Annotated in this window: 23 protein-coding genes and 1 tRNA gene; 12 read left to right on the forward strand and 12 right to left on the reverse strand. The window is 68.1% G+C overall.

What is annotated here, in order from left to right; genetic code table 11:
* Window positions 1-31: 31 nt before the first annotated feature.
* Entirely contained in the window at window positions 32-787 is a 756-nt protein-coding gene (locus BLO63_RS00765) for a GntR family transcriptional regulator (RefSeq protein WP_091435920.1), read from the reverse strand.
* Window positions 788-967: 180 nt separating this feature from the next.
* Window positions 968-1,378 carry a winged helix-turn-helix transcriptional regulator gene (locus BLO63_RS00770; protein WP_091435922.1) on the reverse strand — a complete coding sequence of 137 codons (411 nt, stop codon included), beginning with the start codon at window positions 1,376-1,378 and terminating at the stop codon, window positions 968-970.
* Window positions 1,379-1,483: 105 nt separating this feature from the next.
* On the opposite strand from BLO63_RS00770, the gene BLO63_RS00775 reads away from it, so the two are divergent.
* The gene (locus BLO63_RS00775) at window positions 1,484-2,083 is read left to right on the forward strand and encodes an FMN-dependent NADH-azoreductase (protein ID WP_091435923.1); all 600 of its coding nucleotides are present in this window, start codon (window positions 1,484-1,486) and stop codon (window positions 2,081-2,083) included.
* Window positions 2,084-2,217: 134 nt separating this feature from the next.
* Here the strand turns inward: BLO63_RS00775 and BLO63_RS00780 are convergent, their stop codons facing one another.
* Both BLO63_RS00780 and BLO63_RS00785 read right to left on the reverse strand, forming a co-directional pair.
* Window positions 2,218-2,901 (reverse strand): GntR family transcriptional regulator, encoded by a 684-nt coding sequence (locus BLO63_RS00780; protein WP_091435925.1) that lies wholly within the window; start codon window positions 2,899-2,901, stop codon window positions 2,218-2,220.
* A gap of 125 nt (window positions 2,902-3,026) precedes the next feature.
* A complete protein-coding gene (locus BLO63_RS00785; protein WP_091435927.1) occupies window positions 3,027-4,232 on the reverse strand; it encodes a pyridoxal-phosphate-dependent aminotransferase family protein in 1,206 nt (401 codons plus the stop codon).
* Window positions 4,233-4,410: 178 nt separating this feature from the next.
* Between BLO63_RS00785 and BLO63_RS00790 the strand changes: the two genes are divergently transcribed.
* On the forward strand, window positions 4,411-7,386 hold the full coding sequence (locus BLO63_RS00790) for an FAD-binding and (Fe-S)-binding domain-containing protein (protein ID WP_091435928.1): 2,976 nt from the start codon (window positions 4,411-4,413) through the stop codon (window positions 7,384-7,386).
* Window positions 7,387-7,538: 152 nt separating this feature from the next.
* Here BLO63_RS00790 and BLO63_RS00795 read toward each other — a convergent pair whose 3' ends face one another.
* The 3 genes from BLO63_RS00795 to BLO63_RS00805 form a co-directional block, all read right to left on the reverse strand.
* Window positions 7,539-8,858, reverse strand: coding sequence for a TRAP transporter large permease (locus BLO63_RS00795; RefSeq protein ID WP_244517542.1), 1,320 nt, complete (start codon window positions 8,856-8,858; stop codon window positions 7,539-7,541).
* Entirely contained in the window at window positions 8,855-9,403 is a 549-nt protein-coding gene (locus BLO63_RS00800; RefSeq protein ID WP_091435931.1) for a TRAP transporter small permease, read from the reverse strand. Before BLO63_RS00800 ends, BLO63_RS00795 begins: the two co-directional genes overlap by 4 nt.
* A 110-nt stretch (window positions 9,404-9,513) precedes the next feature.
* A complete protein-coding gene (locus BLO63_RS00805; RefSeq protein WP_091435933.1) occupies window positions 9,514-10,497 on the reverse strand; it encodes a TRAP transporter substrate-binding protein in 984 nt (327 codons plus the stop codon).
* A 221-nt stretch (window positions 10,498-10,718) separates the two neighbouring features.
* On the opposite strand from BLO63_RS00805, the gene BLO63_RS00810 reads away from it, so the two are divergent.
* On the forward strand, window positions 10,719-11,156 hold the full coding sequence (locus BLO63_RS00810) for a GlcG/HbpS family heme-binding protein (protein ID WP_091435935.1): 438 nt from the start codon (window positions 10,719-10,721) through the stop codon (window positions 11,154-11,156).
* Window positions 11,157-11,364: 208 nt separating this feature from the next.
* Window positions 11,365-11,877: a BA14K family protein gene (locus BLO63_RS00815; RefSeq protein WP_205409236.1), complete on the forward strand. Its 513-nt coding sequence runs from the start codon at window positions 11,365-11,367 to the stop codon at window positions 11,875-11,877.
* 86 nt (window positions 11,878-11,963) lie between these two features.
* Here the strand turns inward: BLO63_RS00815 and BLO63_RS00820 are convergent.
* Window positions 11,964-12,040 (reverse strand) — tRNA-Met (locus BLO63_RS00820).
* A gap of 122 nt (window positions 12,041-12,162) precedes the next feature.
* On the reverse strand, window positions 12,163-12,627 hold the full coding sequence (locus BLO63_RS00825) for an NUDIX domain-containing protein (protein ID WP_091435938.1): 465 nt from the start codon (window positions 12,625-12,627) through the stop codon (window positions 12,163-12,165).
* 87 nt (window positions 12,628-12,714) lie between these two features.
* On the opposite strand from BLO63_RS00825, the gene BLO63_RS00830 reads away from it, so the two are divergent.
* On the forward strand, window positions 12,715-13,644 hold the full coding sequence (locus BLO63_RS00830) for a metallophosphoesterase family protein (RefSeq protein WP_091435940.1): 930 nt from the start codon (window positions 12,715-12,717) through the stop codon (window positions 13,642-13,644).
* Here the strand turns inward: BLO63_RS00830 and BLO63_RS00835 are convergent.
* Window positions 13,619-14,230 (reverse strand): hypothetical protein, encoded by a 612-nt coding sequence (locus BLO63_RS00835; protein ID WP_091435941.1) that lies wholly within the window; start codon window positions 14,228-14,230, stop codon window positions 13,619-13,621. The genes BLO63_RS00830 and BLO63_RS00835 overlap by 26 nt on opposite strands.
* A 148-nt stretch (window positions 14,231-14,378) precedes the next feature.
* Between BLO63_RS00835 and BLO63_RS00840 the strand changes: the two genes are divergently transcribed.
* Window positions 14,379-15,491 carry an alpha-hydroxy acid oxidase gene (locus tag BLO63_RS00840; protein WP_091435943.1) on the forward strand — a complete coding sequence of 371 codons (1,113 nt, stop codon included), beginning with the start codon at window positions 14,379-14,381 and terminating at the stop codon, window positions 15,489-15,491.
* Here BLO63_RS00840 and BLO63_RS00845 read toward each other — a convergent pair.
* Together BLO63_RS00845 and phnF are read right to left on the reverse strand one after the other, a co-directional pair.
* Window positions 15,485-16,093, reverse strand: a complete 609-nt coding sequence (locus BLO63_RS00845) for a pyridoxamine 5'-phosphate oxidase family protein (protein ID WP_091435945.1) — start codon at window positions 16,091-16,093, stop codon at window positions 15,485-15,487. The two genes, BLO63_RS00840 and BLO63_RS00845, sit on opposite strands and share 7 nt — an antisense overlap.
* A gap of 11 nt (window positions 16,094-16,104) precedes the next feature.
* Window positions 16,105-16,875, reverse strand: a complete 771-nt coding sequence (gene phnF, locus BLO63_RS00850; protein WP_091435947.1) for a phosphonate metabolism transcriptional regulator PhnF — start codon at window positions 16,873-16,875, stop codon at window positions 16,105-16,107.
* Between the two features lie 105 nt (window positions 16,876-16,980).
* On the opposite strand from phnF, the gene phnG reads away from it, so the two are divergent.
* The 6 genes from phnG (at window position 16,981) to phnL (ending at window position 22,019) form a co-directional block, all read left to right on the forward strand.
* Window positions 16,981-17,457 carry a phosphonate C-P lyase system protein PhnG gene (phnG, locus tag BLO63_RS00855; protein ID WP_091437214.1) on the forward strand — a complete coding sequence of 159 codons (477 nt, stop codon included), beginning with the start codon at window positions 16,981-16,983 and terminating at the stop codon, window positions 17,455-17,457.
* A gap of 1 nt (window position 17,458) precedes the next feature.
* Window positions 17,459-18,076, forward strand: coding sequence for a phosphonate C-P lyase system protein PhnH (phnH, locus tag BLO63_RS00860; RefSeq protein ID WP_091435949.1), 618 nt, complete (start codon window positions 17,459-17,461; stop codon window positions 18,074-18,076).
* A gap of 3 nt (window positions 18,077-18,079) precedes the next feature.
* Entirely contained in the window at window positions 18,080-19,207 is a 1,128-nt protein-coding gene (locus BLO63_RS00865; RefSeq protein ID WP_091435951.1) for a carbon-phosphorus lyase complex subunit, read from the forward strand.
* Entirely contained in the window at window positions 19,204-20,286 is a 1,083-nt protein-coding gene (locus BLO63_RS00870) for an alpha-D-ribose 1-methylphosphonate 5-phosphate C-P-lyase PhnJ (protein WP_425284310.1), read from the forward strand. Before BLO63_RS00865 ends, BLO63_RS00870 begins: the two co-directional genes overlap by 4 nt.
* Window positions 20,283-21,059, forward strand: a complete 777-nt coding sequence (gene phnK / locus BLO63_RS00875; protein WP_091435952.1) for a phosphonate C-P lyase system protein PhnK — start codon at window positions 20,283-20,285, stop codon at window positions 21,057-21,059. The genes BLO63_RS00870 and phnK overlap by 4 nt, the downstream gene beginning before the upstream one ends.
* A gap of 255 nt (window positions 21,060-21,314) precedes the next feature.
* A complete protein-coding gene (gene phnL, locus BLO63_RS00880; RefSeq protein ID WP_091437216.1) occupies window positions 21,315-22,019 on the forward strand; it encodes a phosphonate C-P lyase system protein PhnL in 705 nt (234 codons plus the stop codon).
* Window positions 22,020-22,021: the final 2 nt, after the last annotated feature.

Raw genomic sequence — 22,021 nt, forward strand, 5'->3', positions numbered from 1 at the left:
CCGCCTGGCGGGCGCGTCGGAAGGCGAGCGATCAGGAATCGCGGAGAGCGGCCAGGCGTCCGGCGCGCGGAGAGGGGGGCTTGTCGGCGTCGGCGCGCTCTTCCGCTTCACGGCGCTTGGCCGCCTGGCTGCGCTCGATGAAGGCGCGGGCAATGCCGGCGGTGGTGCCGGTGACATGCCGCTCCATCAGCGCGCCGAGTCGCGGGGCGTCGCGCGCCTCCAGCGCCTCGATCATCGCCTTGTGCTCCTCCACCGCCGCCGCCCAGTGGTAGCGGCTCTTGCGCACGACGAAGCGGCAGGCATGGATGCGGGTGAGGATCTGCTGGTAATAGGCCGACAGCGTCGCATTGCCGGCGATGGCGAAGAAGGCCTCGTGGATCAGCCGGTTATGGCGTAGATACTCCACCTCCTCATCTTTCTCGAAATGCCCCATCATCGCGTCGTGCAGGGTCCGCACGCGGGCGATGTCGGCATCGGAGGCGCGGGCGCAGGCGAGCATGCCGGCAAGGCGCTCCAGCGACGCCATGATCGGGAAAAGCTCGTCGATCTGCTCCTCGGTGATGCGGGCGACGATGGCGCCGCGATGCGGCAGGATCTGCAGCACGCCCTCGGCCGCCAGCACCTTCAGCGCCTCGCGGATCGGCGTGCGCGACACGCCGAAGCGCTCGCAGAGCTGTTCTTCCGGCACCTTGTCGCCCGGCTGCAACTCGCCCTGCAGGATCATCTCGCGCAGCGGCGCCACCAGCGATTCATGCAGGGAATGGCGGACGATCGTGGAGGCGGGCATGCGATGGTCCTCAGGCGGGTCGGTGCCCCCACCCGTGTTCTCGACGTTGAGAGCCGGGCGCGCGGGCCCGGTATGGGGCTCCGAGCCCGAACGAGCCGTGGATGCCGTTTTCTACCGCATTCCGACGATTTCATCAATAATTACGGATGCAGCGCGTCGCCGCCATGGCGGGAAGCGGGCTCAGCGCGGCCGCTGCGCCGGTGCTGGTGCCGCCTCCGGGGCGCCGCCGCGCCGGTCGAACGCAGCCTGGGCCTCAGCGATGTAGGCGAGATTGGCCTGCGCCCACTGCCCGAGCGCCATGACCGGCTCGCGCAGCGAATGACCCAGCGGCGTCAGCTCGTAATCCACGCGGGGCGGGATGCTGGGATAGACCGTGCGCGAGACCAGCCCGTCGCGCTCCAGCCCGCGCAAGGTGAGGGTGAGCATGCGCTGGGAAATGCCGTCCACCATCCGCTTCATCTCGTTGAAGCGGCGCGGACCGCCAGCCAGCAGCATAACGATGAGCACGCTCCATTTGTCGCCGATGCGCGCCAGCACGCGGCTGACGGCGAGGCAACCTTCGGTGTGGAAAGGGGGATGTTCCTCAGTCACGTGCCTGTGCCTCAGGTTCAGCGATGTGCGTTCTTGCGCAGGATACGAACAGGCACGTAATTAGTCCAGGTTACAAAACGTAACCTGAAACTGACGGTCGCCCTCATGTCCAGCACGACGCTTCTGCACCTCGATTCCTCCATCCTCGGCGATCATTCGGTGAGCCGGCAGGTCAGCGCCGCCATCGTGGCGCGGCTGACGGCGACCGATCCCACGCTGCGTGTGGTCTATCGCGATCTCGCCGCCGACCCGCTGCCGCACGCCACGCCCGCTTCCATGCCGGCCGACCACCCGCTGTCCGGTGGCAAGGGCGATGCGGCGAGCCAGCAGGCGCTCGACGATTTCCTCGCCGCCGATATCGTAGTGGTGGGCGCGCCGATGTATAATTTCTCGGTTCCCACCCAGTTGCGCGCCTGGATCGACCGCATTCTGGTCCCCGGCAAGACTTTCGCCTATGGCGCCGGCGGCGCGGTCGAGGGGCTGGCCAAGGGCAAGCGGGTGATCGTGGCGCTGGCGCGCGGCGGCAGCTATGCCGATCCGTCTTTCGCCGCCGTGGCCGAACACGCCGAGACCTATCTGCGCTGGGTGTTCGGCTTCATCGGGGTCGAGCCCGAATTCATCATCGCCGAGGGCATCGCCGCCGGCCGGCGCGAGGCGGCGCTCGAAGGCGCGCTGAAGAGCGCGGCCGAACTGAAAGCGGCGTGAGGGGGCACTGAGCGTCGCTCGTTCAGGCGTCATCCCGGCCGAAGGCGCAGCCGCAGGGCCGGGAAGCGCACCCACATGAAAACGATCCCGGATCGGCCTCCGGCCGTCCGGGATGACGCGGTGCGGCGACAGGTCTATTCGGCCGCGCGGGCGAGGTCTTCGAGCGATTCATGCACCATCGCCGCCTTGTGGCGGAGATGAAGCTTGAGGATGGCGCCGAGGCGGGCGCCGTCGCGGGCGCGGAGCGCGGCCATCATCTCCTCATGGTCCTCCACCGCCTCGCGCCAGCGGTCGCTGGACTTCTGGGCGACGAAGCGCACCGCGTGGATGCGGACCATCAGCGTCTGGTAGAGCTGGGTCAGGGCGGTGTTGCCGGCCATGTCGAAGAAGGCTTCGTGGATGCGCCGGTTGAGCCTGAGATAGGCGGCGGGGTCGCTGGCGCGGTAGTGCACCAGCATCTGGTCATGCAGTGCCTGCACGGCGGCGATATCGGATTCGGAGGCGCGGGCGCAGGCGGCCTCGCCGGCCAGCGCTTCCATCGCCCCCATGATCGGGAAAAGCTCGTCCACCTCGTCCGGCGAGACCCGGGCGACGCTGGCGCCGCGATTGGGCGAGAGAATCACCAGCCCCTCATTGGCCAGCACCTTCAGCGCCTCGCGCAGCGGCGTGCGGGAGACACCGAAGCGCTGGCACAGCGCCTGCTCGGAAATCTTGTCACCGGCCTTCAGGTCGCCGCGCATCAGCATGTCGCGCAGCTGGGCCGCCAGCTCGTCATGCAGGCTGCGCCGGGGAATGATGGCCGTATCCGACGTCGCCATAAGGCGCATCTCCAGGTCGCCGCGCGTGGCGGCGCGGCAGGCGGTATCTCCACCCCCCTTAAATCGCTCCAGCCGGCGGATTTCGCAAGTCGACGAACTTCGCATGCCGGCTGGAGCGTGTTGCCTTACGCGGCGGCGCTCAGCGTGTCGCGGGCGCAGTCGGCGAGGTAGTCCATCGCCGCCTGTGCGCCACCCTTCTTGTGCGGCACGCCGGCGACCGACAGGCCCATCTCGACGCCCGAGAGCGCACCGAGCATGGTCAGGTCGTTGGTGTCGCCGAGATGGCCGATGCGGAACACCCGGCCGGACAGCTTGGTGAGGCCGGTGCCGAGCGACATGTCGAAATGGTTCAGCGTCTTCTCGCGGAAGGAGTCGGCGTCGTGGCCCTCGGGCATCAGCACGGCGGTCAGCGAGGACGAATAGTATTTCGGGTCGCGGCAGAGCACTTCCAGCCCCCAGGCGCGCACGGCGCGGCGGGTGGCTTCGGCATGGCGGTCATGGCGGGCGAAGACGTTGTCCAGCCCTTCCTCATGCAGCATGTCGATGGCCTCGGCGAGGCCGTAGAGCAGGTTGGTGCCGGGGGTGTAGGGGAAATAGCCCTTGGCGTTGTGCGGCAGCTGCTCCTCCCACGACCAGAACAGCTTGGGCATCGAGGACTTGCGCGCCGCCGCCAGCGCCTTGTCGGAAATGGCGTTGAAGGAGAGGCCCGGCGGCAGCATCAGGCCCTTCTGCGAGCCTGATACGGTGACATCGACGCCCCATTCGTCATGGCGGAAGTCGATCGAGGCCAGCGAGGAGATGGTATCGACCAGCAGCAGCGCCGGATGGCCGGCATTGTCGATCGCCTTGCGAACCTCGGGGATGAGCGAGATGCAGCCGGTCGAGGTCTCGTTGTGAACGACGCAGACCGCCTTGATCTCGTGGGCCTTGTCCTCGCGCAGCCGCGCCTCGATGGCGTCGGCATCGGCGCCGATGCGCCAGTCGGAGGCGATGAACTCCGGGTGCAGGCCGAGCTTGATCGCCATGTTCTTCCATAGCGTGGCGAAATGGCCGGTCTCGAACATCAGCACCTTGTCGCCGGGCGAGAGCACGTTGGCGAGGGCGGCTTCCCAGGCGCCGGTGCCGGAGGCGGGGTAGATGATGACCGGGTTGTCGGTCTTGAAGATGGTCTTCATGCCGTCCAGCACGCGCTTGCCGAGCTTCTGGAACTCGGGTCCGCGATGGTCGATGGTCGGCATGTCCATCGCGCGCAGGATGCGGTCGGGCACCGGGGTCGGCCCCGGAATCTGCAGGAAATGACGACCCGCGACCCGGGCGGCATTGCTGGACATTGGTCTTCTCCCTTGGTCGGCGCTGTTGGCGGCGCCTCTTCACGGATGCGAGCGGGTAGCAGGCGATGGCCCGCTTCGGCGTCCCATCTTGCATAAATGAATTATGAATGCAAAATGCGTTTAAGTCCATCGCGGCGCGACGGCGCTGGAGAGACGGGCGTGAGGGAGTGAGCACATCATGGCGGCACGGCTGACGCCCGGACTGGAGCGACGTCTGAAGGCGGAAGTTTCGGGAGACGTGTGGTTCGACCGTTTCAATCGCGGGCGCTATGCCACCGACGCCTCATTTTACCAGATCATGCCGCTGGGTGTCGTGGTGCCGCGCACGACGGAGGAGGCCGAGCGCGCCATTGCGCTCGCCCGCGCCGAGGGCATCCCCGTCACCCCGCGCGGCGGCGGCACCTCGCAATGCGGCCAGACGATCAATGATTCGCTCGTCATCGACGGGTCCAAGCACCTCAACCGCATTCTCGAACTCGATGTGGCGAACCGGCGCTGCGTGGTCGAGCCGGGCATTGTGCTCGACGACCTCAATCGGGCGCTGAAGAAGCACGGGCTGTGGTTTCCGGTTGATGTCTCCACCGCCTCGCGCGCCACCATCGGCGGCATGGCCGGCAACAATAGCTGCGGCGGCCGCTCGCTGCGCTACGGCACCATGCGCGACAATGTGCTCTCGATCGACGCCATGCTGGCGGACGGCGCCAAGGCGCATTTCGGTGCCATCGACCATAATCTCTCGACCCTGCCGCCGGATTCGCCGCTGGCCCCGCTGGCCCGCGACCTGTTCGATCTCGGCGCCCGCGAGGCGGACGAGGTGGCGGCGCGCTTCCCCGCCGTGCAGCGGCGCGTCGGCGGCTATAATCTCGACGCGCTGGTTCCGAATGCGCGGGGCAGCAACCTCGCTCATATCCTGGTCGGCTCCGAGGGCACGCTCGCCTATTCCACCCGGATCGAGCTGAAGCTCTGGCCGCTGATCGGAAAGAAGGTGATCGGCGCCTGCCATTTCGGCAGCTTCTACCAGGCGATGGACGCTGCCCAGCATCTGGTGAAGCTCAAGCCGATCGCGGTCGAGCTGGTGGATTCCACCCTGCTGGCACTGGCCGGCGAGATCCCGATGTTCCAGGCGACGTTGAAGCAGTTCGTGCGCGGCACGCCCGACGCCATCCTTCTGGTCGAGTTTGCCGAGGACGAGGCGGAGAATGAGCGCCGGCTGAAGCTGCTGGAAGACACGATGGGCGCTCTCGGCTTCGGCTGGGACCGCGAGGGCGCCCGCTGGGGCGGCGTGGTGAGCGTGCGCGAGGCCGGGCTGCAGGCGGCCATCGCCGATGTGCGCACCTCCGGCCTCAACATCATGATGTCGATGAAACAGGCGGGAAAGCCGGTCTCCTTCGTCGAGGACTGCGCCGTGCCGCTGCCGCATCTCGCCGACTACACGGCGCGGCTGACGGAGGTTTTCGAGCGCAACGGCACCAAGGGCACCTGGTACGCCCACGCCTCCGAGGGCTGCCTGCATGTGCGCCCGGTGCTGAACCTGCGGCTGGAGAAGGACGTGAAGGCGATGCGCGCCATCGCCGAGGAAGCCTTCGCCATGGTGCGCGAGTACAAGGGCTCGCATTCCGGCGAGCATGGCGACGGCATCGTGCGCTCGGAATTCCACGAAACCATGTTCGGTAGCCGGCTGGTCCACGCCTTCGAGGAGGTGAAGGACCGCTTCGACCCGAACGGGCTCTACAACCCCGGCAAGATCGTCCGGGCGCCGAAATTCGACGATCGGAGCCTGTTCCGCTACGCCCCGGACTACAAGGTGGCGCCGATCACGGCGGCGCTCGACTGGTCCGGCTATTCCGGCGAGGGCGGCGGCCTGCAGGGCGCCATCGAGATGTGCAACAACAATGGCGCCTGCCGCAAGGCGGTGGGCGGTGTGATGTGCCCGAGCTACCGCGTCACCCGCAATGAGCGCGATGTGACGCGCGGGCGCGCCAACACGCTGCGCCTCGCCCTTTCCGGCCGGCTCGGCCCCGACGCGCTCGCCTCCGACGAGATGATGGAGACGCTGAAGCTCTGCGTCTCCTGCAAGGGCTGCCGGCGCGAATGCCCGACCGGCGTCGACATGGCCAAGATGAAGATCGAGGCGCTGGCGGCGCGGGCGAAGGCGAAGGGCATCACCCTGCACCAGCGCCTGGTCGCCTATCTCCCCCATTATGCCGGCCTCGCCTCGCGCGTGCCGTGGCTGCTGAACCTGCGCGACAGGCTGCCGGGCGCGGCGAAGTTCTCGGAAGTTCTCGCCCAGTTCAGTGCCCGCCGCTCGCTGCCGCGCTGGCGGGCGGACGCGTTCCGCGAGGACGCGGTGGCGTTCGGGCCGGAGGGCGGTCGCGAGGTGGTGCTGTTCGCCGACACCTTCAACCGCTGGTTCGAAAAAGAGAACATCGTCGCCGCGCTGGAGGTGCTGACCGCTGCCGGCTACCGCGTGCACATCCCGCGCCCGGTGGACGGCAAGAAGCGTGCGCTATGTTGCGGGCGCACGTTCCTCTCCGCCGGGCTGGTCGACGAGGCCAAGGCCGAGGCGCGGCGGGTGCTGGAGACTTACGCTCCGTTCGTGGCGCGCGGCGTGCCGGTGGTGGGGCTGGAGCCGAGCTGCCTGCTGGCTTTCCGCGACGAGTTGCCCTCGCTGCTGCCGGGGGAGGGAGCGCAGACGCTTTCCGCCCATGCGCTGCTGATCGAGGAATTCATCGCCCGCGAGATCGACGCCGGCCGGTTCGACCTGCCGCTGGCCCCGCTGGCCGAGAAGGCGCTGCTGCACGGCCATTGCCACCAGAAGAGCTTCGGCGCCATGGGCGCGGTGGAGAAGGCGCTGCGGCTGGTGCCGGGGCTGCAGGTGGAGACGGTGGAGTCGAGCTGCTGCGGCATGGCGGGTGCCTTCGGCTATCACAGCGAGACCATCGATACCTCGCTCGCCATGGCCGAGCTGTCGCTGCTGCCGGCAGTGCGCACGGCGGAGGCGGGAACGCTCATCGTCGCCGACGGCACCTCCTGCCGCCACCAGATCCATGACGGCGCCGCGCGCGAGGCCGTGCATGTGGTCGCCGTGCTGGCGCAAAGCCTTGCGGCGGCACGGGCGGGAGCGCCAGCGCGCCAGCTGCAGGCGGCAGAGTAGAGCCACACGCCAGACTGCCTGTTTTGCCAAGGCCCCCGCACTCGTCGTGCGGGGGGCCTTTTGCGTTGCGGCTGGCTTCCGCCGCCCGGCAGGCAAAGAAAAACCTCCCCGGTGGGTACCGGGGAGGCTTGGGTATCCGGCGTAATCGGCCGTCAGTTGGTCGGCATGGCGCCGATCGTGGGGTCGCCATAGAACCACTGCGTCGGCGCCAGGGCGAACCAGGGCACATAGGTGCAGATCATCAGCACCACGAGCAGCACGAACAGGAAGCCGAGATTGGCCTTGGTGGTCTGCCAGATGTCCGATTTGGCGATCGAGCAGGCGGCGATGAGCACCGAGGCGACCGGCGGCGTCTGCTGGCCAATGGCGAGGTTCAGCGTCAGCACAAGGCCGAAATGCACCGGGTCGATGCCGACCTGCTGGATCAGCGGCAGGACGATGGGGACGGTGAGGATGATCGCCGCCGCCGAGTGCAGGAACATGCCGAGGATGAGGAACAGGACGTTCAGCAGCAGCAGCACGAGGTAGGGGTTGGTGGTGAAGTCGGCGATCGAGCTCGCCAGCGCCTGCGGCACCCGGCTCTCGGTGAGGAACACGCCGACCAGCGCCGAGGAGGCGACCAGCAGCATCACCACCGCCGTCTGCAGCGCACCGTCGACGAGAGCGCGGTACAGCGCCGCGAGGCTCAGCTCGCGATAGACCACGATGGCGATGAACAGCGCGGCGCACACCGCGACCGCCGCGCCCTCGGTGGCGGTGACGAAGCCACCGAAGATGCCGCCGAGGATGATGACCGGCAGCATCAGTGCCCACAGGGCTTCGCGGAACGCCGTCACCAGCCGGCTCCAGGCGAAGCGCTGCTCGACGGGGAAGTCGTTCTTCACCGCGTAGTACCAGCTCGCCAGCGCGAGGCCGGCGCCGCCGAGCAGGCCGGGCAGCAGGCCGGAGATGAACATCTTCACCACCGACACCTGCGCCATGACCGCGTAGAGGATCATCGGGATGGAGGGCGGCAGGATGATCGCCAGACTGGCCGACGAGGACGAGATGGCGGCGGCGAACTCCTTGCTGTAGCCCCGGCTCTTCATCGCCGGGATCAGCAGCGAGCCGAGCGCGGCCACGCCGGCCACGGCCGAGCCGGAAATCTCGGCGAAGAACATCGACGAGCCGATCGTCACCATGGCGAGGCCGCCACGGATGAAGCCCAGCATCGCCGAGGCGAGGTTGATCAGCCGCCGCGAGATCGACGACGAGTTCATGATGCCGCCCGCCAGGATGAACAGCGGGATGGCGAGAAGCGGGAAGTTGGTGGCGCCCTCGAACATGACCAGCGCCACATTTGGCAGCATGTCGCCGCCCTGCGTCGCCCAGATGGCGATGACCGCCACCATGCCGAGCGCCACGGCGATCGGCACGTTCAGCAAGACCATGCCGAACAGGCCGAGGAACATCAGACCCATTGTGCTGCTCATCGGGACGTGCCTCCGCCTGCCGGGGTCTCTTGAATGGTTTCGAGCGCTTCCTTCAGCTCGTGATCCTCGAAGCCGGAACCGCGCGCGGCGGCCAGTACCTCGGGAAAGCGCATCAATTCGGCGATGATGAACAGCACCGCGGTGATCGGGATCACCGACTGGGTGACGACCAGCGACACGTTCGGTAGCGAGACCAGCGTGCTGCCCTGGAGGATGTCGAGCACCTCAAGGCCGGTGACGGTGAGGATGACGAAGAAGACCAGCACGATGATCTCCGCCAGGATGGTGCTGGCGACCCGCAGCGACGGCGGAAAGGCGTTGACGATGCCAGGAAAGCCGATATGGGCGCCGCGCAGGGCGGCCAGGGCGCTCCCGTAATAGGTGAGCCAGCACAGGCCGATCGAGGCGACCTCGTCGTACCAGACCAGCGACAGGCCGGCGGCCCGGAACACGAAGCCGAGCACGATGATGACGGTGAGGGCCGCCATCAGCACTGCGGCGATAATTTCCAAGATCCGGTCGTAGGATCTTCTGAGTGCGAGCATGTGCCTGTTCCACGGGCGCGGGGGCTCGGCCGCGCGTTCTGTAAGGAGCGGGGGGAGGGTCGTGCGGCGTTCCGGCCGGCGCGCCATCTGGCCGCCGGCCGGACGTGGGCTCAGGAGCCCTTGCCGAGGGCGAGGGAGTCGTCGACCAGCTTCTGGCCGCCCGGCACTTCCTTCGCGAACTCCTCATAGACGGGCTTGGACGCTTCGATGAAGGCGGCCTTGTCGACCTCGTTCACCTGCATGCCGGCTTCCTTGAGCTTGCCGAGAAGCTCGTCGTCGAGCTTGCCCGCGATTTCAAGCGCGACCGGCTGCATCTCGACAGCGGTCTCGGCGAGCGTCTTCTGCACGTCCGGCGGCAGCTTGGACCAGCTGCGCCCGGCGGTGACATAGGCCGGCGTGTAGACGTGGCCGGTCATCGAGAGGTACTTCTGCACTTCCTGGAAGCGCGAGGGGTAGATCTGGGCCAGCGGGTTCTCCTGGCCGTCCATCACCCCGGTCTGCAGCGCGACGAACACTTCCGACAGCGCCATCGGGCTCGGCGTGGCGCCATAGGCCTGGAACATCCGCACCCGCCACACGCCCTGCGGCACGCGCAGCTTGATGCCCTTGAGGTCCTCGGGCTTATTCACCGGTCGGGTGTTGTTGGTGACGTGGCGGATGCCGTTCTCCCACACGCCGATGATCTCGTAGCCCTTTTCCTTGGCGATCGGGACCAGCACGGGGGTGATGACGGCATCGCGGATCTTGGCCGCGTGGTCGCGGTCCTTCACCAGATAGGGCATCTCGAACACGCCGAATTCCGGCGCGACCGTCGTCATCACGGTCGAGGGGAGGGCGAGGTCGACGGTGCCGAGCTTCAGCTTCTTCAGCAGTTCGGTGTCGCCACCGAGCTGGCTGGAGCCATAGACGGTGACATGGGCCTTGTCGCCAAGCTTGGCATTGGCGCGCTTGGCGAATTCCTGCGAGGTCTGGTCGAACAGCGAACCAGGCTCGCCCACATGGCCCAGCTTGATCTCGATAGGCGCGGCCGCCGCGCTGGCGGCAAGCAAGAGTGTGCCGGCAATCGCCGACACGATTCGCGTGATGCGGATCATGGCATGCTCCTTTGGGTTTCCTCGTGCCCGGTTTTCCGGTGCTTTTCTCTCGCGCGGCCTGACCGGGGACCGACGCCGGACGGGCGTCGGTGGTCCTCGGCAAAACCGAACTATGAATTATGAATGCAAAAATTGGCCGCGATGGCAAGGCGAGACTTGACGCTTCCGCCGCGAAAGGCACAGTCGGGGCCCGAAAAACACGCCCAATGCAGGGGAAACGCATGCCCGATCTCAGCCTCATTGCCGCCCAGACCATCCTGTCCACCGCGCTCGGCCATTGCCGGGCCGGCAATTTCAAGCCGATGGCGGTGGTCGTGCTCGATGCGAGGGGCGCGGTGAAGGTGTCGGCGGCAGAGGACGGCACCAGCCTGAAGCGCTTTGAGGTCGCCCATGGCAAGGCCTATGGCGCGCTCTCGCTCGGCATGGGTTCGCGCTCCATTTTCAAGCGGGCGAAGGAGCAGGCCTTCTTCGTCGCCGCCGTCAGCCATCTCGCCGGCGGGGCGCTGGTGCCGGTGCCGGGCGGCGTGCTGATCCGCGATGGAGCGGGCGAGGTGATCGGCGCGGTCGGCATTTCAGGCGATACGTCGGAGAACGACGAGGCGGCGGCAAGCGCCGGCATCGCGGCGGCGGGCTTTGTCGCCGATCCCGGCGCCGACTGACACGTCGACGGGACGTCCATACCGGCCGGGGAAGGCGCGCGGGAACTCCGCGCGCCTTCGTGCGTTAGGAGGGTCGAGGGCCTTTGCCGCGGCCATTCTGAACGCTTGTTCAGAAATCTGTCTGATTTCAGCAGGTTTCGTTCAGCGAGCATTCATCGGCAGACCGTTATTACATCAGCAACGGTCAATATAACGGAGGAATGCTACGATGAAAAAGCTCTCTATTGCCATTGCTGCCGCTGCGATGGTGTTCACATCTACCGTCGCGCCGGTGATGGCGTTGCCAATCGTGCCGCAGGCCGTGGCGCCGCTCGCCGCATCCAACGCGGTCGCCGAGGTGGAAAACGTCCAGTACCGCCCGAGCAACCGCCGCGCCTACCGGCAGGGCTATCGCCAGGGGAACCGCCAAGGCTATCGTCAGGGCGCGCGCCGTGGCTATTGGCGCCACGGCGGCAACCATTACTACAATGGCTACCGCGGCTATAATTATTACCGCCCGGGCTACCGCCAGTATAATGGCTGGTACTTCCCCGCCGGTGCTTTTGCCGCGGGTGCGATCATCGGCGGCGCTCTTGGTGCCATCGCCAATCAGCCCTCGCAGTCCTATTCCGGCGGCAGCAGTCACGTGCAATGGTGCGCCAACCGCTATCGGTCCTACCGGGCCTCGGACAACACGTTCCAGCCCTATAACGGCCCGCGTCAGCAGTGCGTCTCGCCGTGAGCCAACCGCGCAAACGGTAAAGGAAAGCCCGGCTCGCGCCGGGCTTTTTCTTTGCGTCAAACTTTTTCGGTAATTCGAGATTGTTGTGGTAGCGGGAGAGGGACTTGAACCCCCGACCCCAGGATTATGATTCCCGTGCTCTAACCAGCTGAGCTACCCCGCCACAACAAACCGACCCACCCATCGGGTGACGGCCGACCTGCGAAGTGGCGCGATATAAGGAAGCGGCCCGGACGGTGTCAAGGCGGGAAAGCGCGTTGCCCCCGACGGCTTCATCCAGAACCTTCACCAATGGGCCGGCGCGGGCCGGCCTTCCAGCACTTCGCCAAGGCGACGGCGTGTGGCCGGGGTGGTGTCCGGCGGCAGGGCGGAGGGGGCAAAGAAGCCGATTTCGGCGATCTCGCGATTCGGCACCCGGACCTCACCCCGCGCGAAATGGGTGACGACATAGACCGCGACATGGTCGCGCGCCCCCAGATTGCGGTTCAGCAGCAGGCCATGGAAGCGCGGCGGTGCCGTCGGGGTGACGGCGGTTTCCTCCGCCAGCTCGCGCAGAAGGGCGGCCTCGGCCGTCTCGCCGGCATCGACCGCGCCGCCCGGCAGGTGCCAGCCCGGCACATAGGTGTGGCGCAGCAGCAGCACGGCACCGTCAGCGTCGATCACCACGGCGCGCACGCCAAGCGTGACGCTGCGCGTCCAGCGACCCCACAGGTGGACGAGGCGCACCAGAAACCGCCGCGAGGCCGGCATGGGTGCGGGCGGCGGACCCGGAGGACTGGCGAAAGTGTGACCGCCAGCGCTTTCCTTTCCCCTCTCCTGACTGATAAGGAAACCCCCGTGTTTGTCCTTGCCCATGTCACCGACGCTCATCTGGGACCGCTGCCGCGCGCTCGCTTCGCCGAGCTGGCCGGAAAGCGGGCGCTTGGCGTGCTCAACTGGCGGCGCGGCCGCCAGCACCGCTTTTCCATTGCCACGATCGACCTGCTGGTCGACGACATCAAGGCGATGGCGCCCGATCATATCGCGGTGACGGGTGACCTGGTGAATGTCGGCCTCGCGGCGGAATTCGCCACCGGGCTGAATTTCCTCAAATCGCTCGGCGAGGGGCCGGATGTGACGGTAGTGCCGGGCAATCACGATGCCTATGTGCGCTCCACCGCCCATCATTCGCTGCTCAACTGGGGCGACTATATGCGCGGCGACGGCGTCAATGGCGACGTGACCGATGAGAGCGCCTTTCCCTTCGTGCGACGGCGCGGCGATGTGGCGCTGATCGGTGTTTCCAGCGCCATTCCCACCCATCCCTTCATGGCCACCGGCAAGGTCGGGCGGGCGCAGCGCGAGCGGCTGGGCGCGGTGCTGGACGGGCTTGGCGAGGAAGGACTGTTTCGCGTGGTGATGATCCATCATCCCCCGGCGGGCCTGCGCGCCGGCCACAAGCGGCTGATCGACGAGGTGGCGGTGCGCGACGTTCTCGCCCGCCATGGCGCCGAGTTGGTCATCTGCGGCCATGACCATGTGCCGATGGTCGAGATGATTCCCGGGCCGAATTCCGGGCTGATCCCCGTCGTCGAGGCGCCGTCCTTCGCCGCCGGGCCGGAAGACCGGCATTGGCCGGGCGGCTACCACCTCTACCGCATCGAGCGGGTTGGCGAGGCGGGTTTCCCCTGGCGCTGCACCATGGAAGCGCGCGGCTTCCAGCGCGGCGAGACCTTGGTGGCGGCGCGCAGCACGCGCGTGCTCACCGAAGCCATAAGCGGTCGGTGACTTCAGGGTAGAAAATCGCGAGCGCCGCCATGGCGAGCGCCCCGAGGACCAGCCCGAGCAGGAAAGGCAGGGTGCCGCCACGCCGGGCTTCTGCCGCAGCGGGCGCTGCGGCGGCGGGGTGATGGGGCGCGGGATGCGGCACGGCGGCTTCGATCTCCGGCGGCGCGCCGACGCTCACCATCGCCTGTTCGCGGGCGATCAGCCGGCGGGCGATGTAACGCGTCACCGCATCGACAATGTCGTTCGGGTTGGTGCTCTCGGCCAGCACATGGCGGCCGGAGCGGGTGTCCTGCAGGAAGCGATAGGTGCGCCGGTCGCGGGCCAGCGTCACATGCGCCACCATGTCGATGAACAGGCGCGGAATTTCCCCGGGCATCAGGCCGCGGTCGAAAAGATCGACATGCTCCAGCGGCACCTGGGCGAACACCGGGTCGAGCAGTTCGTTCAGCATGGACAGGCGGGCGAGGGTAGCGTCGCGCAGTTCGACGATGACGCCGGAGCGCTCCGCCGCTTCCATGCGGGCGGCGCGGATCGCCTCGCGCAGCGACAGGCCGGGCGTCTCGCCACGCAGGCGCTCGTCGTCCATCGCCCAAAATCCTCGTTTGCTGTCGAGCCATCATGGCGCCATCGGGTTAATGGGCCGTTGGCGACGGCACGGGCTGCGCGATCGCCCACAAGTGATTATGAAGCGCAGGGGGCGCGCCCAACAGCGGCACCGGGGCATCGGGGACGGCATGTCGAGCGATTACGCGATACCGGCGGGCGTGGTGGCGCTGGAGGACTACGAAGCACTGGCACAGGCACGGCTGAGCCCGCAGGCCTTCGCCTATTTTTCCGGCGGGGCAGGGGATGAGGCGACGCTGGGCTGGAACCGCGCGGCGTTCGAGAAGGTCCGGCTCGTCCCGCGCGTGCTGGGGGATTTCGCGGGCGGCGGCACCGGGTTGACCCTGTTCGGCCACTCCTTCGCCCATCCCATCCTTGTCGCGCCCACCGCCCATCACGGCCTTGCCGTACCGGAAGCGGAGATCGCCACCGTGGTCGGGGCGGGCGGGGCGAAGGCCGGCATGGTGGCGAGCACCGAATCGGACGTGACGCTGGAGGAGATCGCCCGCGCGGCGCGCACGCCGCTGTGGTTCCAGCTCTATATCCAGCATGATCGTGGCTTCACCGCCGATCTGGTGCGCCGGGTCGAGGAGGCCGGCTATGGCGCGCTGGTGGTGACGGTGGACGCCCCCGTGCACAGCCTGCGCAACCGCGAGCAGCGCGCGGGATATGTCGGGCCGAAGCTCTCCGAGCACGCCAATCTGCGTGGCCTGTACACGCGCCATGTTGCCGAGGCGGCTTTGGGCGAAAGCCTTATGTTCCGTGGCTTTCTTGATGTCGCTGCGCGCTGGGAGGACATTGCCTGGCTGCGGGCGCGTACCCGGCTGCCGATCCTGCTCAAGGGCATTATGACGGGCGAGGATGCGGAGATCGCGCTGGCGCACGGCGTCGACGGGCTGATCGTCTCCAACCATGGCGGGCGTGTGCTCGATACCGTGCCGGCCAGCCTTGACGCCTTGCCCGGCGTCGTGCGGCAGGTGGCCGGGCGGGTGCCGGTGCTGATGGATGGCGGGGTCCGGCGCGGCACCGACGTGCTGAAGGCGCTGGCCTTTGGGGCGAGTGCCGTTCTGGTCGGGCGGCCCTGTCTTTATGGGCTCGCGGTGGCCGGCCCGGCCGGCGTCGCCCATGTGCTGCACCTTCTCCGGTGCGAGTTCGAGGTGGCGATGGTGCTCACCGGCTGCCGGACCCTTGCCGATATCGGCCCGCAGGTGATCTGGCCGACCGATCGGCCGGGCGGTCAGTAGAGCGTGGCGCGGTAGCGCTCCAGCATCTCCGCCTGCGTCTCGGCGCTGGCCATGCCGAGCTGGTCGCGCATCATCTCGCCCATGCTGGGCAGGCGGTCGCGGGGCAGGAAGCTGTCCGGATTCCAGGCGCCGGAACGCATGAACGCCTTGGCGCAGTGCAGATAGACCTCCTCCACCGCGATACGCAGCACCGTCGTCGGCGCCTTGCCATTGACGATGAAACGCGCCAGCAGGTCCGCATCGTCGCGGATCTCGGCGCGGCCATTCACCCGCAGCGTCTCGTCGACGCCGGGAATGAGAAAGAGCAGCCCCACTGCCGGGTTGGCGATCAGATTGGTGAGCGTGTCCAGCCGGTTATTGCCCGGCCGGTCCGGCAGCAGCAGGGTGGACGGGTCCTCGACGAGGACGAAGCCTGGCGCGTCGCCGCGCGGGGTGACGTCGGCGCGCCCGTCCGCGCCCATCGAGGACAGCATGACCAGGGGCGAGAAGCCGATGAAGGCATGCGCATGCGGGTCGATGGCCGGCAGCACCTTGCGGCGGCTGCGCTCGCGCGTCTCGCCATAGAGTGCGCGCAGATCCTCCAGGGTGGTGAGAGCGGCCATGGTCTGTCCTTTCAGTTCTTCACCACAAGCTGCACCCGGTCGGCGCAGAAGCGGGCGCGCGAATACTGGATCGGGCGCCGCTGCGGGTCGCCATTGATGGCATCCAGTACCATGACCGTGCGCCCGGCGGGGAGGGCGAGCAGGCGGCGATCCTCCTCATCGGCGGGGCGGGCGGTGATGCGGGTTTCCAGCCGGCGATAGTCGCCGAGGCCCAGCGTTTCCAGCGCCCGCGTCACCGATCCGGTGGCGGCGACCAGCAAATCGAGGTCACGGCAGCGACCGGCCTCATACCAGTGCGAGGCGACGGTGATTGGCACGCCGTCGGCCTCGCGGATCATGTCGATCCGCAGCACCTCGGCGCCGGGCGGCAGGCCCAGCGCCTGGGCGATCTCGGTGGAAGCGGGCTCGGTGCACGAGCCGAGCAGCCGCCCGCTCGGCGCGCGGCCTTCGCGCGTGACGATCTCGGAGAAGCGCGTGCGCGGGCCGATGGGATAGCGGATCGGCGGTTCCTTGACGAAGGTGCCGCGTCCCGGCGTCGCCTCGATCAGGCGGCGCTCGGTGAGGGAGGCCAGCGCCCGGCGCAACGTGTGGCGGTTGACGCCGAAGCGTTCGGCCAGCTCGTTTTCCGTCGGCAGGCGCGCGCCGGGGACCAGCCGGCCCTCGGTGATGTCGGCCTCGATCCGCTCGGCGATCTGTTTCCACAGCGAGACGCCGGTGCCGCGCGCCACATCCTCGGCCGGGGAGGGGGGCGATGTCACGGCGCTGTCGTTGGTCGGGTTCATCTTCTCACCGCGGTGCAAAAACTGCGCTTGCCTATTTGTATAGATGAATATACAAATCCGCCGAAATGTAAACGGCCTATGTGGCCCGTGAGCGCGGATTTCCAGATGCAGTCTTCCCCAGCAGAGTCCAGCGATGCCAACGCCTGGCGCGCCGCACGGCAGGGCGTGATGGCGGTGATGGCGCGGGCGGAATCGACCGAGCTCGACGCCATCCTGGCGCGTCTCGGCCCGCTACCCGCCGCCTCGAACCTCAAGCCGCCGGAAGTCGGGCTGGTGATGCTGCGTGGGCGGACCGGCGGGGATGGCGCCCCGTTCAATCTCGGCGAGGCGACGGTTGCCCGAGCGGCGGTGCGGCTGGAGGGCGGTGCGGCCGGCTTCGCCTACCGTCTCGGCCGCGATCTGAAAGCGGCGCGAGCCGCCGCCATCCTCGACGCTCTGTGGCAGGACGAGGCCCGGCGCGCGGCGGTGGAGGAGGCGCTGGCGGCGGTGCGGGCGCGGCTGGCCGATGAGGCCGCGACGGTTCGTGCCGAGACGGCGGCGACCAAGGTCGACTTCTTCACCCTCGTGCGCGGGGAGGACTGAGATGTCCGTCACGACTGCTGACACCAGCCTAACCTCTTGCCTTGCCAACGGTTTCACTGATCCCGTGATGGATGGGCAGGCCAGTTTCCGCGCCGCCATGTGGGCGCTCTCCCGCCCCGGCCGGGTCGAGCCGATCGTGGCCAATCTCACCCCGCCGGCACCGCTCAACCCGGAGGCGGCGGCGCTGGTTCTGGCGCTGTGCGACTATGAGACCCCGCTCTGGCTGGACCCGGCGCTGGCGCGGGTGCCGGAGGTCGCGGCCTTCCTGCGCTTCCATACCGGGGCGCCGATTGTCGAGAACGCCGCCGAGGCACGCTTCGCGCTGATCGCCGAACCCTTTGATATGCCAGACTTTTCCGACTTCGCGCAGGGTTCGCCCGAGTTCCCGGACGCCTCCGCCACGCTGATCCTGCAGGTGGAATCCTTCACCGGCGGGCTGGTGCTGGAGGGGCCGGGCGTCAAGGGGCGCGCGGCTTTCGGTGCCGCGCCGCTGCCGGCGGATTTCATCGCCCGCATGGCGGCAAATCACGCGCTGTTCCCGCTCGGGGTCGACCTGCTGCTGGCCGGGCCGGGCGGGGTCGCCGGCCTGCCGCGTTCCGTCACCGTGAAGGAGGGTTGAGCGATGTATGTGGCGGCAAAAGGCGGCGAAAAGGCCATCCGCAACGCCCACGCGCTTCTCGCCAAGCGTCGGAGGGGAAAGAAGAATTTGCCCGCGATCAGCCTCGCCCAGATCGCCCAGCAATTGACGCTGGCGGTCGATCGGGTGATGGCGGAGGGGTCGCTTTATGACGTGGAACTGGCGGCGCTGGCGGTGAAGCAGGCGCGCGGCGACCTGATCGAGGCGATTTTCCTCATCCGCGCCTTCCGCACCACCCTGCCGCGCTTCGGTTACGCGCAAGCCCTTGATACATCTGAGATGCTGGTGCGCCGGCGGGTCTCCGCGACCTATAAGGACCTGCCGGGCGGCCAGCTGCTGGGGCCGACCTTCGACTATACCCACCGGCTTCTGGATACCTCTCTCGGGCTGGCCGATGAGGCCGATGAGGTGGACGATCAGGCCGGTGAGGCCAAACAGGCCGATGACGCCGCCGCCCCCGTTTCCATGCCGCGCGTCACCGACCTGCTCGGGCAGGAGGGGCTGATCGAAGGCGCCCCCACTGATGATGGCAGCGAGCCGTTCGACATCACCCGCGCGCCGGTCTCCTTTCCGGTCGACCGCTCGACCCGGCTGCAGACGCTGGCGCGGGGCGATGAGGGCTATCTGCTGGCGCTCGGCTATTCCACCCAGCGCGGCTATGGCCGCTCGCACCCCTTTGTCGGCGAGATCCGCTTCGGCGATGTCGAGGTGATCTTCGAGGCGCCGGAACTCGGCTTCGAGGTCTCGCTCGGCACGGTGCAGGTGACGGAGTGCCAGAGCGTCAACCAGTTCAAGGGCTCGGCGACCACAGCGCCGCAATTCACCCGCGGCTATGGCCTCGTCTTCGGCCAGTGCGAGCGCAAGGCGCTCTCCATGGCGCTGGTCGAGCGGGCGCTGCGCTGGGAGGAACTGGGCGAGGAGCCTGGGGCCCCGGCGCAGGACGAGGAATTCGTGCTCTCCCATTGCGACAATGTGCAGGCGACCGGCTTCGTCGAGCACCTGAAGCTGCCGCACTACGTGGATTTCCAGGCCGAGCTCGATCTCGTGCGCCGCATGCGGGCCGAGCATGAGGAAAGCCGCCGCGCGGCTGACATGAAGGAGGCGGCGGAATGAACGCCCACGCTGTCGGGGGCATGCCCGAGATCACGTATAATTTCGCCTATCTCGACGAGCAGACCAAGCGGATGATCCGCCGGGCGATCCTCAAGGCGATCGCCGTGCCGGGCTATCAGGTGCCCTTCGCCGCCCGCGAAATGCCGATGCCCTATGGCTGGGGCACGGGCGGCGTGCAGGTGACGGCCGCCGTGCTCGGCCCGAAGGATGTGCTGAAGGTCATCGACCAGGGCGCCGACGACACCACCAATGCGGTGGCCATTCGCGGCTTCTTCGAGAAGACCGCCCGCGTCGCCACCACCACCTCGGCGGTCGAGGCCACCGTCATCCAGACCCGCCACCGCATTCCCGAGACGCCGCTCGCCGAGCACCAGATCCTCGTCTACCAGGTGCCGATCCCCGAGCCGCTGCGCTTCCTGGAGCCGCGCGAGACCGAGACGCGGCAGCTGCACGCGCTGGCGGAATACGGGCTCATGCATGTGAAGCTGTATGAGGACATCGCCCGCCACGGCCATATCGCCACCACCTATGCCTACCCGGTTGAGGTGGCGGGGCGCTATGTGATGGACCCCTCGCCGATTCCGAAATTCGACAACCCCAAGCTCGATGATTGCCCGGCGCTGCAGCTGTTCGGCGCCGGGCGCGAAAAGCGCATCTACGCCATTCCGCCCTATACAAAGGTGCGCTCGCTCGATTTCGAGGACCACCCGTTCAAGGTGCAGCGCTTCGCCAAGCCCTGCGCGCTGTGCGCGGCGACCGGTGTCTATCTCGACGAGGTGATCCTCGACGACAAGGGCGGGCGGATGTTCGTGTGCTCGGACACCGACTATTGCAACGGGCGGCAGGAAGCCGGCCATCGCGGCGAGATGTCCGGCGCGTCCCCCTCACCCCAACCCTCTCCCCCGCGGGGAGAGGGAGCAGACGGCGCGCTTAACCTCTCCCCGCCGGGGAGAGGTCGGCCCGAAGGGCCGGGTGAGGGGACTTCGGGCGTGCCCACCACGCCCTCGTCAGCGGGCGATCCCGGATCGGCGGGTGCCGCGCCGTCCGGGATGACGGGCCAGGGGAGCCACCAGCCATGACCGAACAGCCGCTCCTCATCGCCGAGGGTCTTTCCAAGAATTACGGCACCCGGCTCGGCTGCCGCGACGTGTCGCTGGAGGTCTATCCCGGCGAGGTGCTCGCCGTGGTCGGGGAATCCGGCTCGGGCAAGTCGACTTTGCTCGGCCTGCTCTCCACCGAGCTGGAGCCGAGCGCCGGCCGCGTCTCCTACCGCCTGCGCGACGGGCGCGTGGCCGACCTCGCCAGCCTCGGCGCGGCGGAAAAGCGGCTCTTGATGCGCACCGATTGGGGCTTCGTGCGGCAGAACCCGGCCGACGGGCTGCGCATGGCGGTTTCGGCCGGCGGCAATGTCGGCGAGCGGCTGATGGCGGTGGGCTGGCGCCACTATGGCAATATTCGCGGCGAGGCGCTGGACTGGCTGGCCAAGGTGGAAATCGCCGGCGACCGGATCGACGACGACCCGCGCGCCTTTTCCGGCGGCATGCGCCAGCGGCTGCAGATCGCCCGCAACCTCGTGACCCGGCCGCGCCTCGTCTTCATGGACGAGCCGACCGGCGGGCTCGATGTCTCGGTGCAGGCGCGCCTGCTCGACCTCATTCGCGGGCTGGTGGCCGAGCTGGGGCTGGCGGTGATCATCGTCACCCATGACCTCGCGGTGGCCCGGCTGCTGTCGCACCGCATGGTGGTGATGCGGCACGGGCGGGTGATCGAGACCGGCATCACCGACCAGGTGCTGGACGACCCGCGCGAGCCCTACACGCAGCTGCTCGTCTCCTCGGTTCTGGCGGCGTGAGGGAGAGGACATGAGCACACCTCCCGTTCCCCGGCCAAGCGAAGCGCCGGCAAAGCCGGTGCGCAGCGCGAGCCGGGGCCCAGCCTCCCGTGCCGTCGCGCGGCGCTGGGTGATGCCGCCGAGGCAGCCTTCGCCTGCTGCGCAGGCGTTTATCGCTGGGTCCCGGCGCGGCGCTCCGGCTGCGCCGTCGCTGGGCCGGGACACGGCCGCGCATTCAACCCCGTTGTCGCTTCCGATTTGCTGGAAGAGCTGCTCATGAACACCCCCATCCTTTCCGTCTCTGGCGTGTCCAAGACCTTCATCCTGCACCTGCGCGAAGGGGCGCGGCTGCCTGTGGTGAACGGCGCCGGCTTCGACCTCTACGCCGGCGAATGCGTGGCGCTCGGCGGGCCCTCGGGCGCGGGCAAAAGCTCGCTGTTGAAGATGGTCTACGGCAATTACCGCGTCGACGAAGGCACGATCCGGGTGCGGGACGGCGAGGAGATGGTCGACGTCGCCTCCACCTCGCCGCGCCGGCTGATCAAGCTGCGCGACACCGCCATGGGCTATGTCAGCCAGTTCCTGCGGGTGATCCCCCGCGTCGGCGCCCGCGACGTGGTAGCCGAGCCGCTGATCCATGACGGCGTGCCGCCAGAGGAAGCGGTGGCGCGGGCCGGCGCCCTGCTCGCCCGGCTGAACCTGCCGGAGCGGCTGTGGAACCTGCCGCCCGCCACCTTCTCGGGCGGCGAGCAGCAGCGGGTGAACATCGCGCGTGGGCTGATCGCCCATCGCCCGCTGCTGTTGATGGACGAGCCGACCGCCTCGCTCGACGCCGCCAACCGCAACGTGGTGGTGGAGCTGATCGCCGAGAAGAAGCGGGCCGGCGTCGCCATTCTCGGCATCTTCCACGATGCCGAGGTGCGCGAGGCCGCCTGCGACCGGGTGATCGATGTGACCGAGTTCGGCAGGGTCGCGGCGTGAGC

The organism is Ancylobacter rudongensis (assembly GCF_900100155.1).
GTDB lineage: Bacteria > Pseudomonadota > Alphaproteobacteria > Rhizobiales > Xanthobacteraceae > Ancylobacter > Ancylobacter rudongensis.

Bases quoted from the DNA above. Each gene is read 5' to 3' on its own strand.
- BLO63_RS00765 (WP_091435920.1), bottom strand. From the start codon at position 787: ATGCCCGCCTCCACGATCGTCCGCCATTCCCTGCATGAATCGCTGGTG.
- BLO63_RS00775 (WP_091435923.1), top strand. From the start codon at position 1,484: ATGTCCAGCACGACGCTTCTGCACCTCGATTCCTCCATCCTCGGCGAT.
- BLO63_RS00780 (WP_091435925.1), bottom strand. From the start codon at position 2,901: ATGGCGACGTCGGATACGGCCATCATTCCCCGGCGCAGCCTGCATGAC.
- BLO63_RS00785 (WP_091435927.1), bottom strand. From the start codon at position 4,232: ATGTCCAGCAATGCCGCCCGGGTCGCGGGTCGTCATTTCCTGCAGATT.
- BLO63_RS00790 (WP_091435928.1), top strand. From the start codon at position 4,411: ATGGCGGCACGGCTGACGCCCGGACTGGAGCGACGTCTGAAGGCGGAA.
- BLO63_RS00795 (WP_244517542.1), bottom strand. From the start codon at position 8,858: ATGAGCAGCACAATGGGTCTGATGTTCCTCGGCCTGTTCGGCATGGTC.
- BLO63_RS00800 (WP_091435931.1), bottom strand. From the start codon at position 9,403: ATGCTCGCACTCAGAAGATCCTACGACCGGATCTTGGAAATTATCGCC.
- BLO63_RS00805 (WP_091435933.1), bottom strand. From the start codon at position 10,497: ATGATCCGCATCACGCGAATCGTGTCGGCGATTGCCGGCACACTCTTG.
- BLO63_RS00810 (WP_091435935.1), top strand. From the start codon at position 10,719: ATGCCCGATCTCAGCCTCATTGCCGCCCAGACCATCCTGTCCACCGCG.
- BLO63_RS00815 (WP_205409236.1), top strand. From the start codon at position 11,365: ATGAAAAAGCTCTCTATTGCCATTGCTGCCGCTGCGATGGTGTTCACA.
- BLO63_RS00825 (WP_091435938.1), bottom strand. From the start codon at position 12,627: ATGCCGGCCTCGCGGCGGTTTCTGGTGCGCCTCGTCCACCTGTGGGGT.
- BLO63_RS00835 (WP_091435941.1), bottom strand. From the start codon at position 14,230: ATGGACGACGAGCGCCTGCGTGGCGAGACGCCCGGCCTGTCGCTGCGC.
- BLO63_RS00840 (WP_091435943.1), top strand. From the start codon at position 14,379: ATGTCGAGCGATTACGCGATACCGGCGGGCGTGGTGGCGCTGGAGGAC.
- BLO63_RS00845 (WP_091435945.1), bottom strand. From the start codon at position 16,093: ATGGCCGCTCTCACCACCCTGGAGGATCTGCGCGCACTCTATGGCGAG.
- phnF (WP_091435947.1), bottom strand. From the start codon at position 16,875: ATGAACCCGACCAACGACAGCGCCGTGACATCGCCCCCCTCCCCGGCC.
- phnG (WP_091437214.1), top strand. From the start codon at position 16,981: ATGCAGTCTTCCCCAGCAGAGTCCAGCGATGCCAACGCCTGGCGCGCC.
- phnH (WP_091435949.1), top strand. From the start codon at position 17,459: ATGTCCGTCACGACTGCTGACACCAGCCTAACCTCTTGCCTTGCCAAC.
- BLO63_RS00865 (WP_091435951.1), top strand. From the start codon at position 18,080: ATGTATGTGGCGGCAAAAGGCGGCGAAAAGGCCATCCGCAACGCCCAC.
- BLO63_RS00870 (WP_425284310.1), top strand. From the start codon at position 19,204: ATGAACGCCCACGCTGTCGGGGGCATGCCCGAGATCACGTATAATTTC.
- phnK (WP_091435952.1), top strand. From the start codon at position 20,283: ATGACCGAACAGCCGCTCCTCATCGCCGAGGGTCTTTCCAAGAATTAC.
- phnL (WP_091437216.1), top strand. From the start codon at position 21,315: ATGAACACCCCCATCCTTTCCGTCTCTGGCGTGTCCAAGACCTTCATC.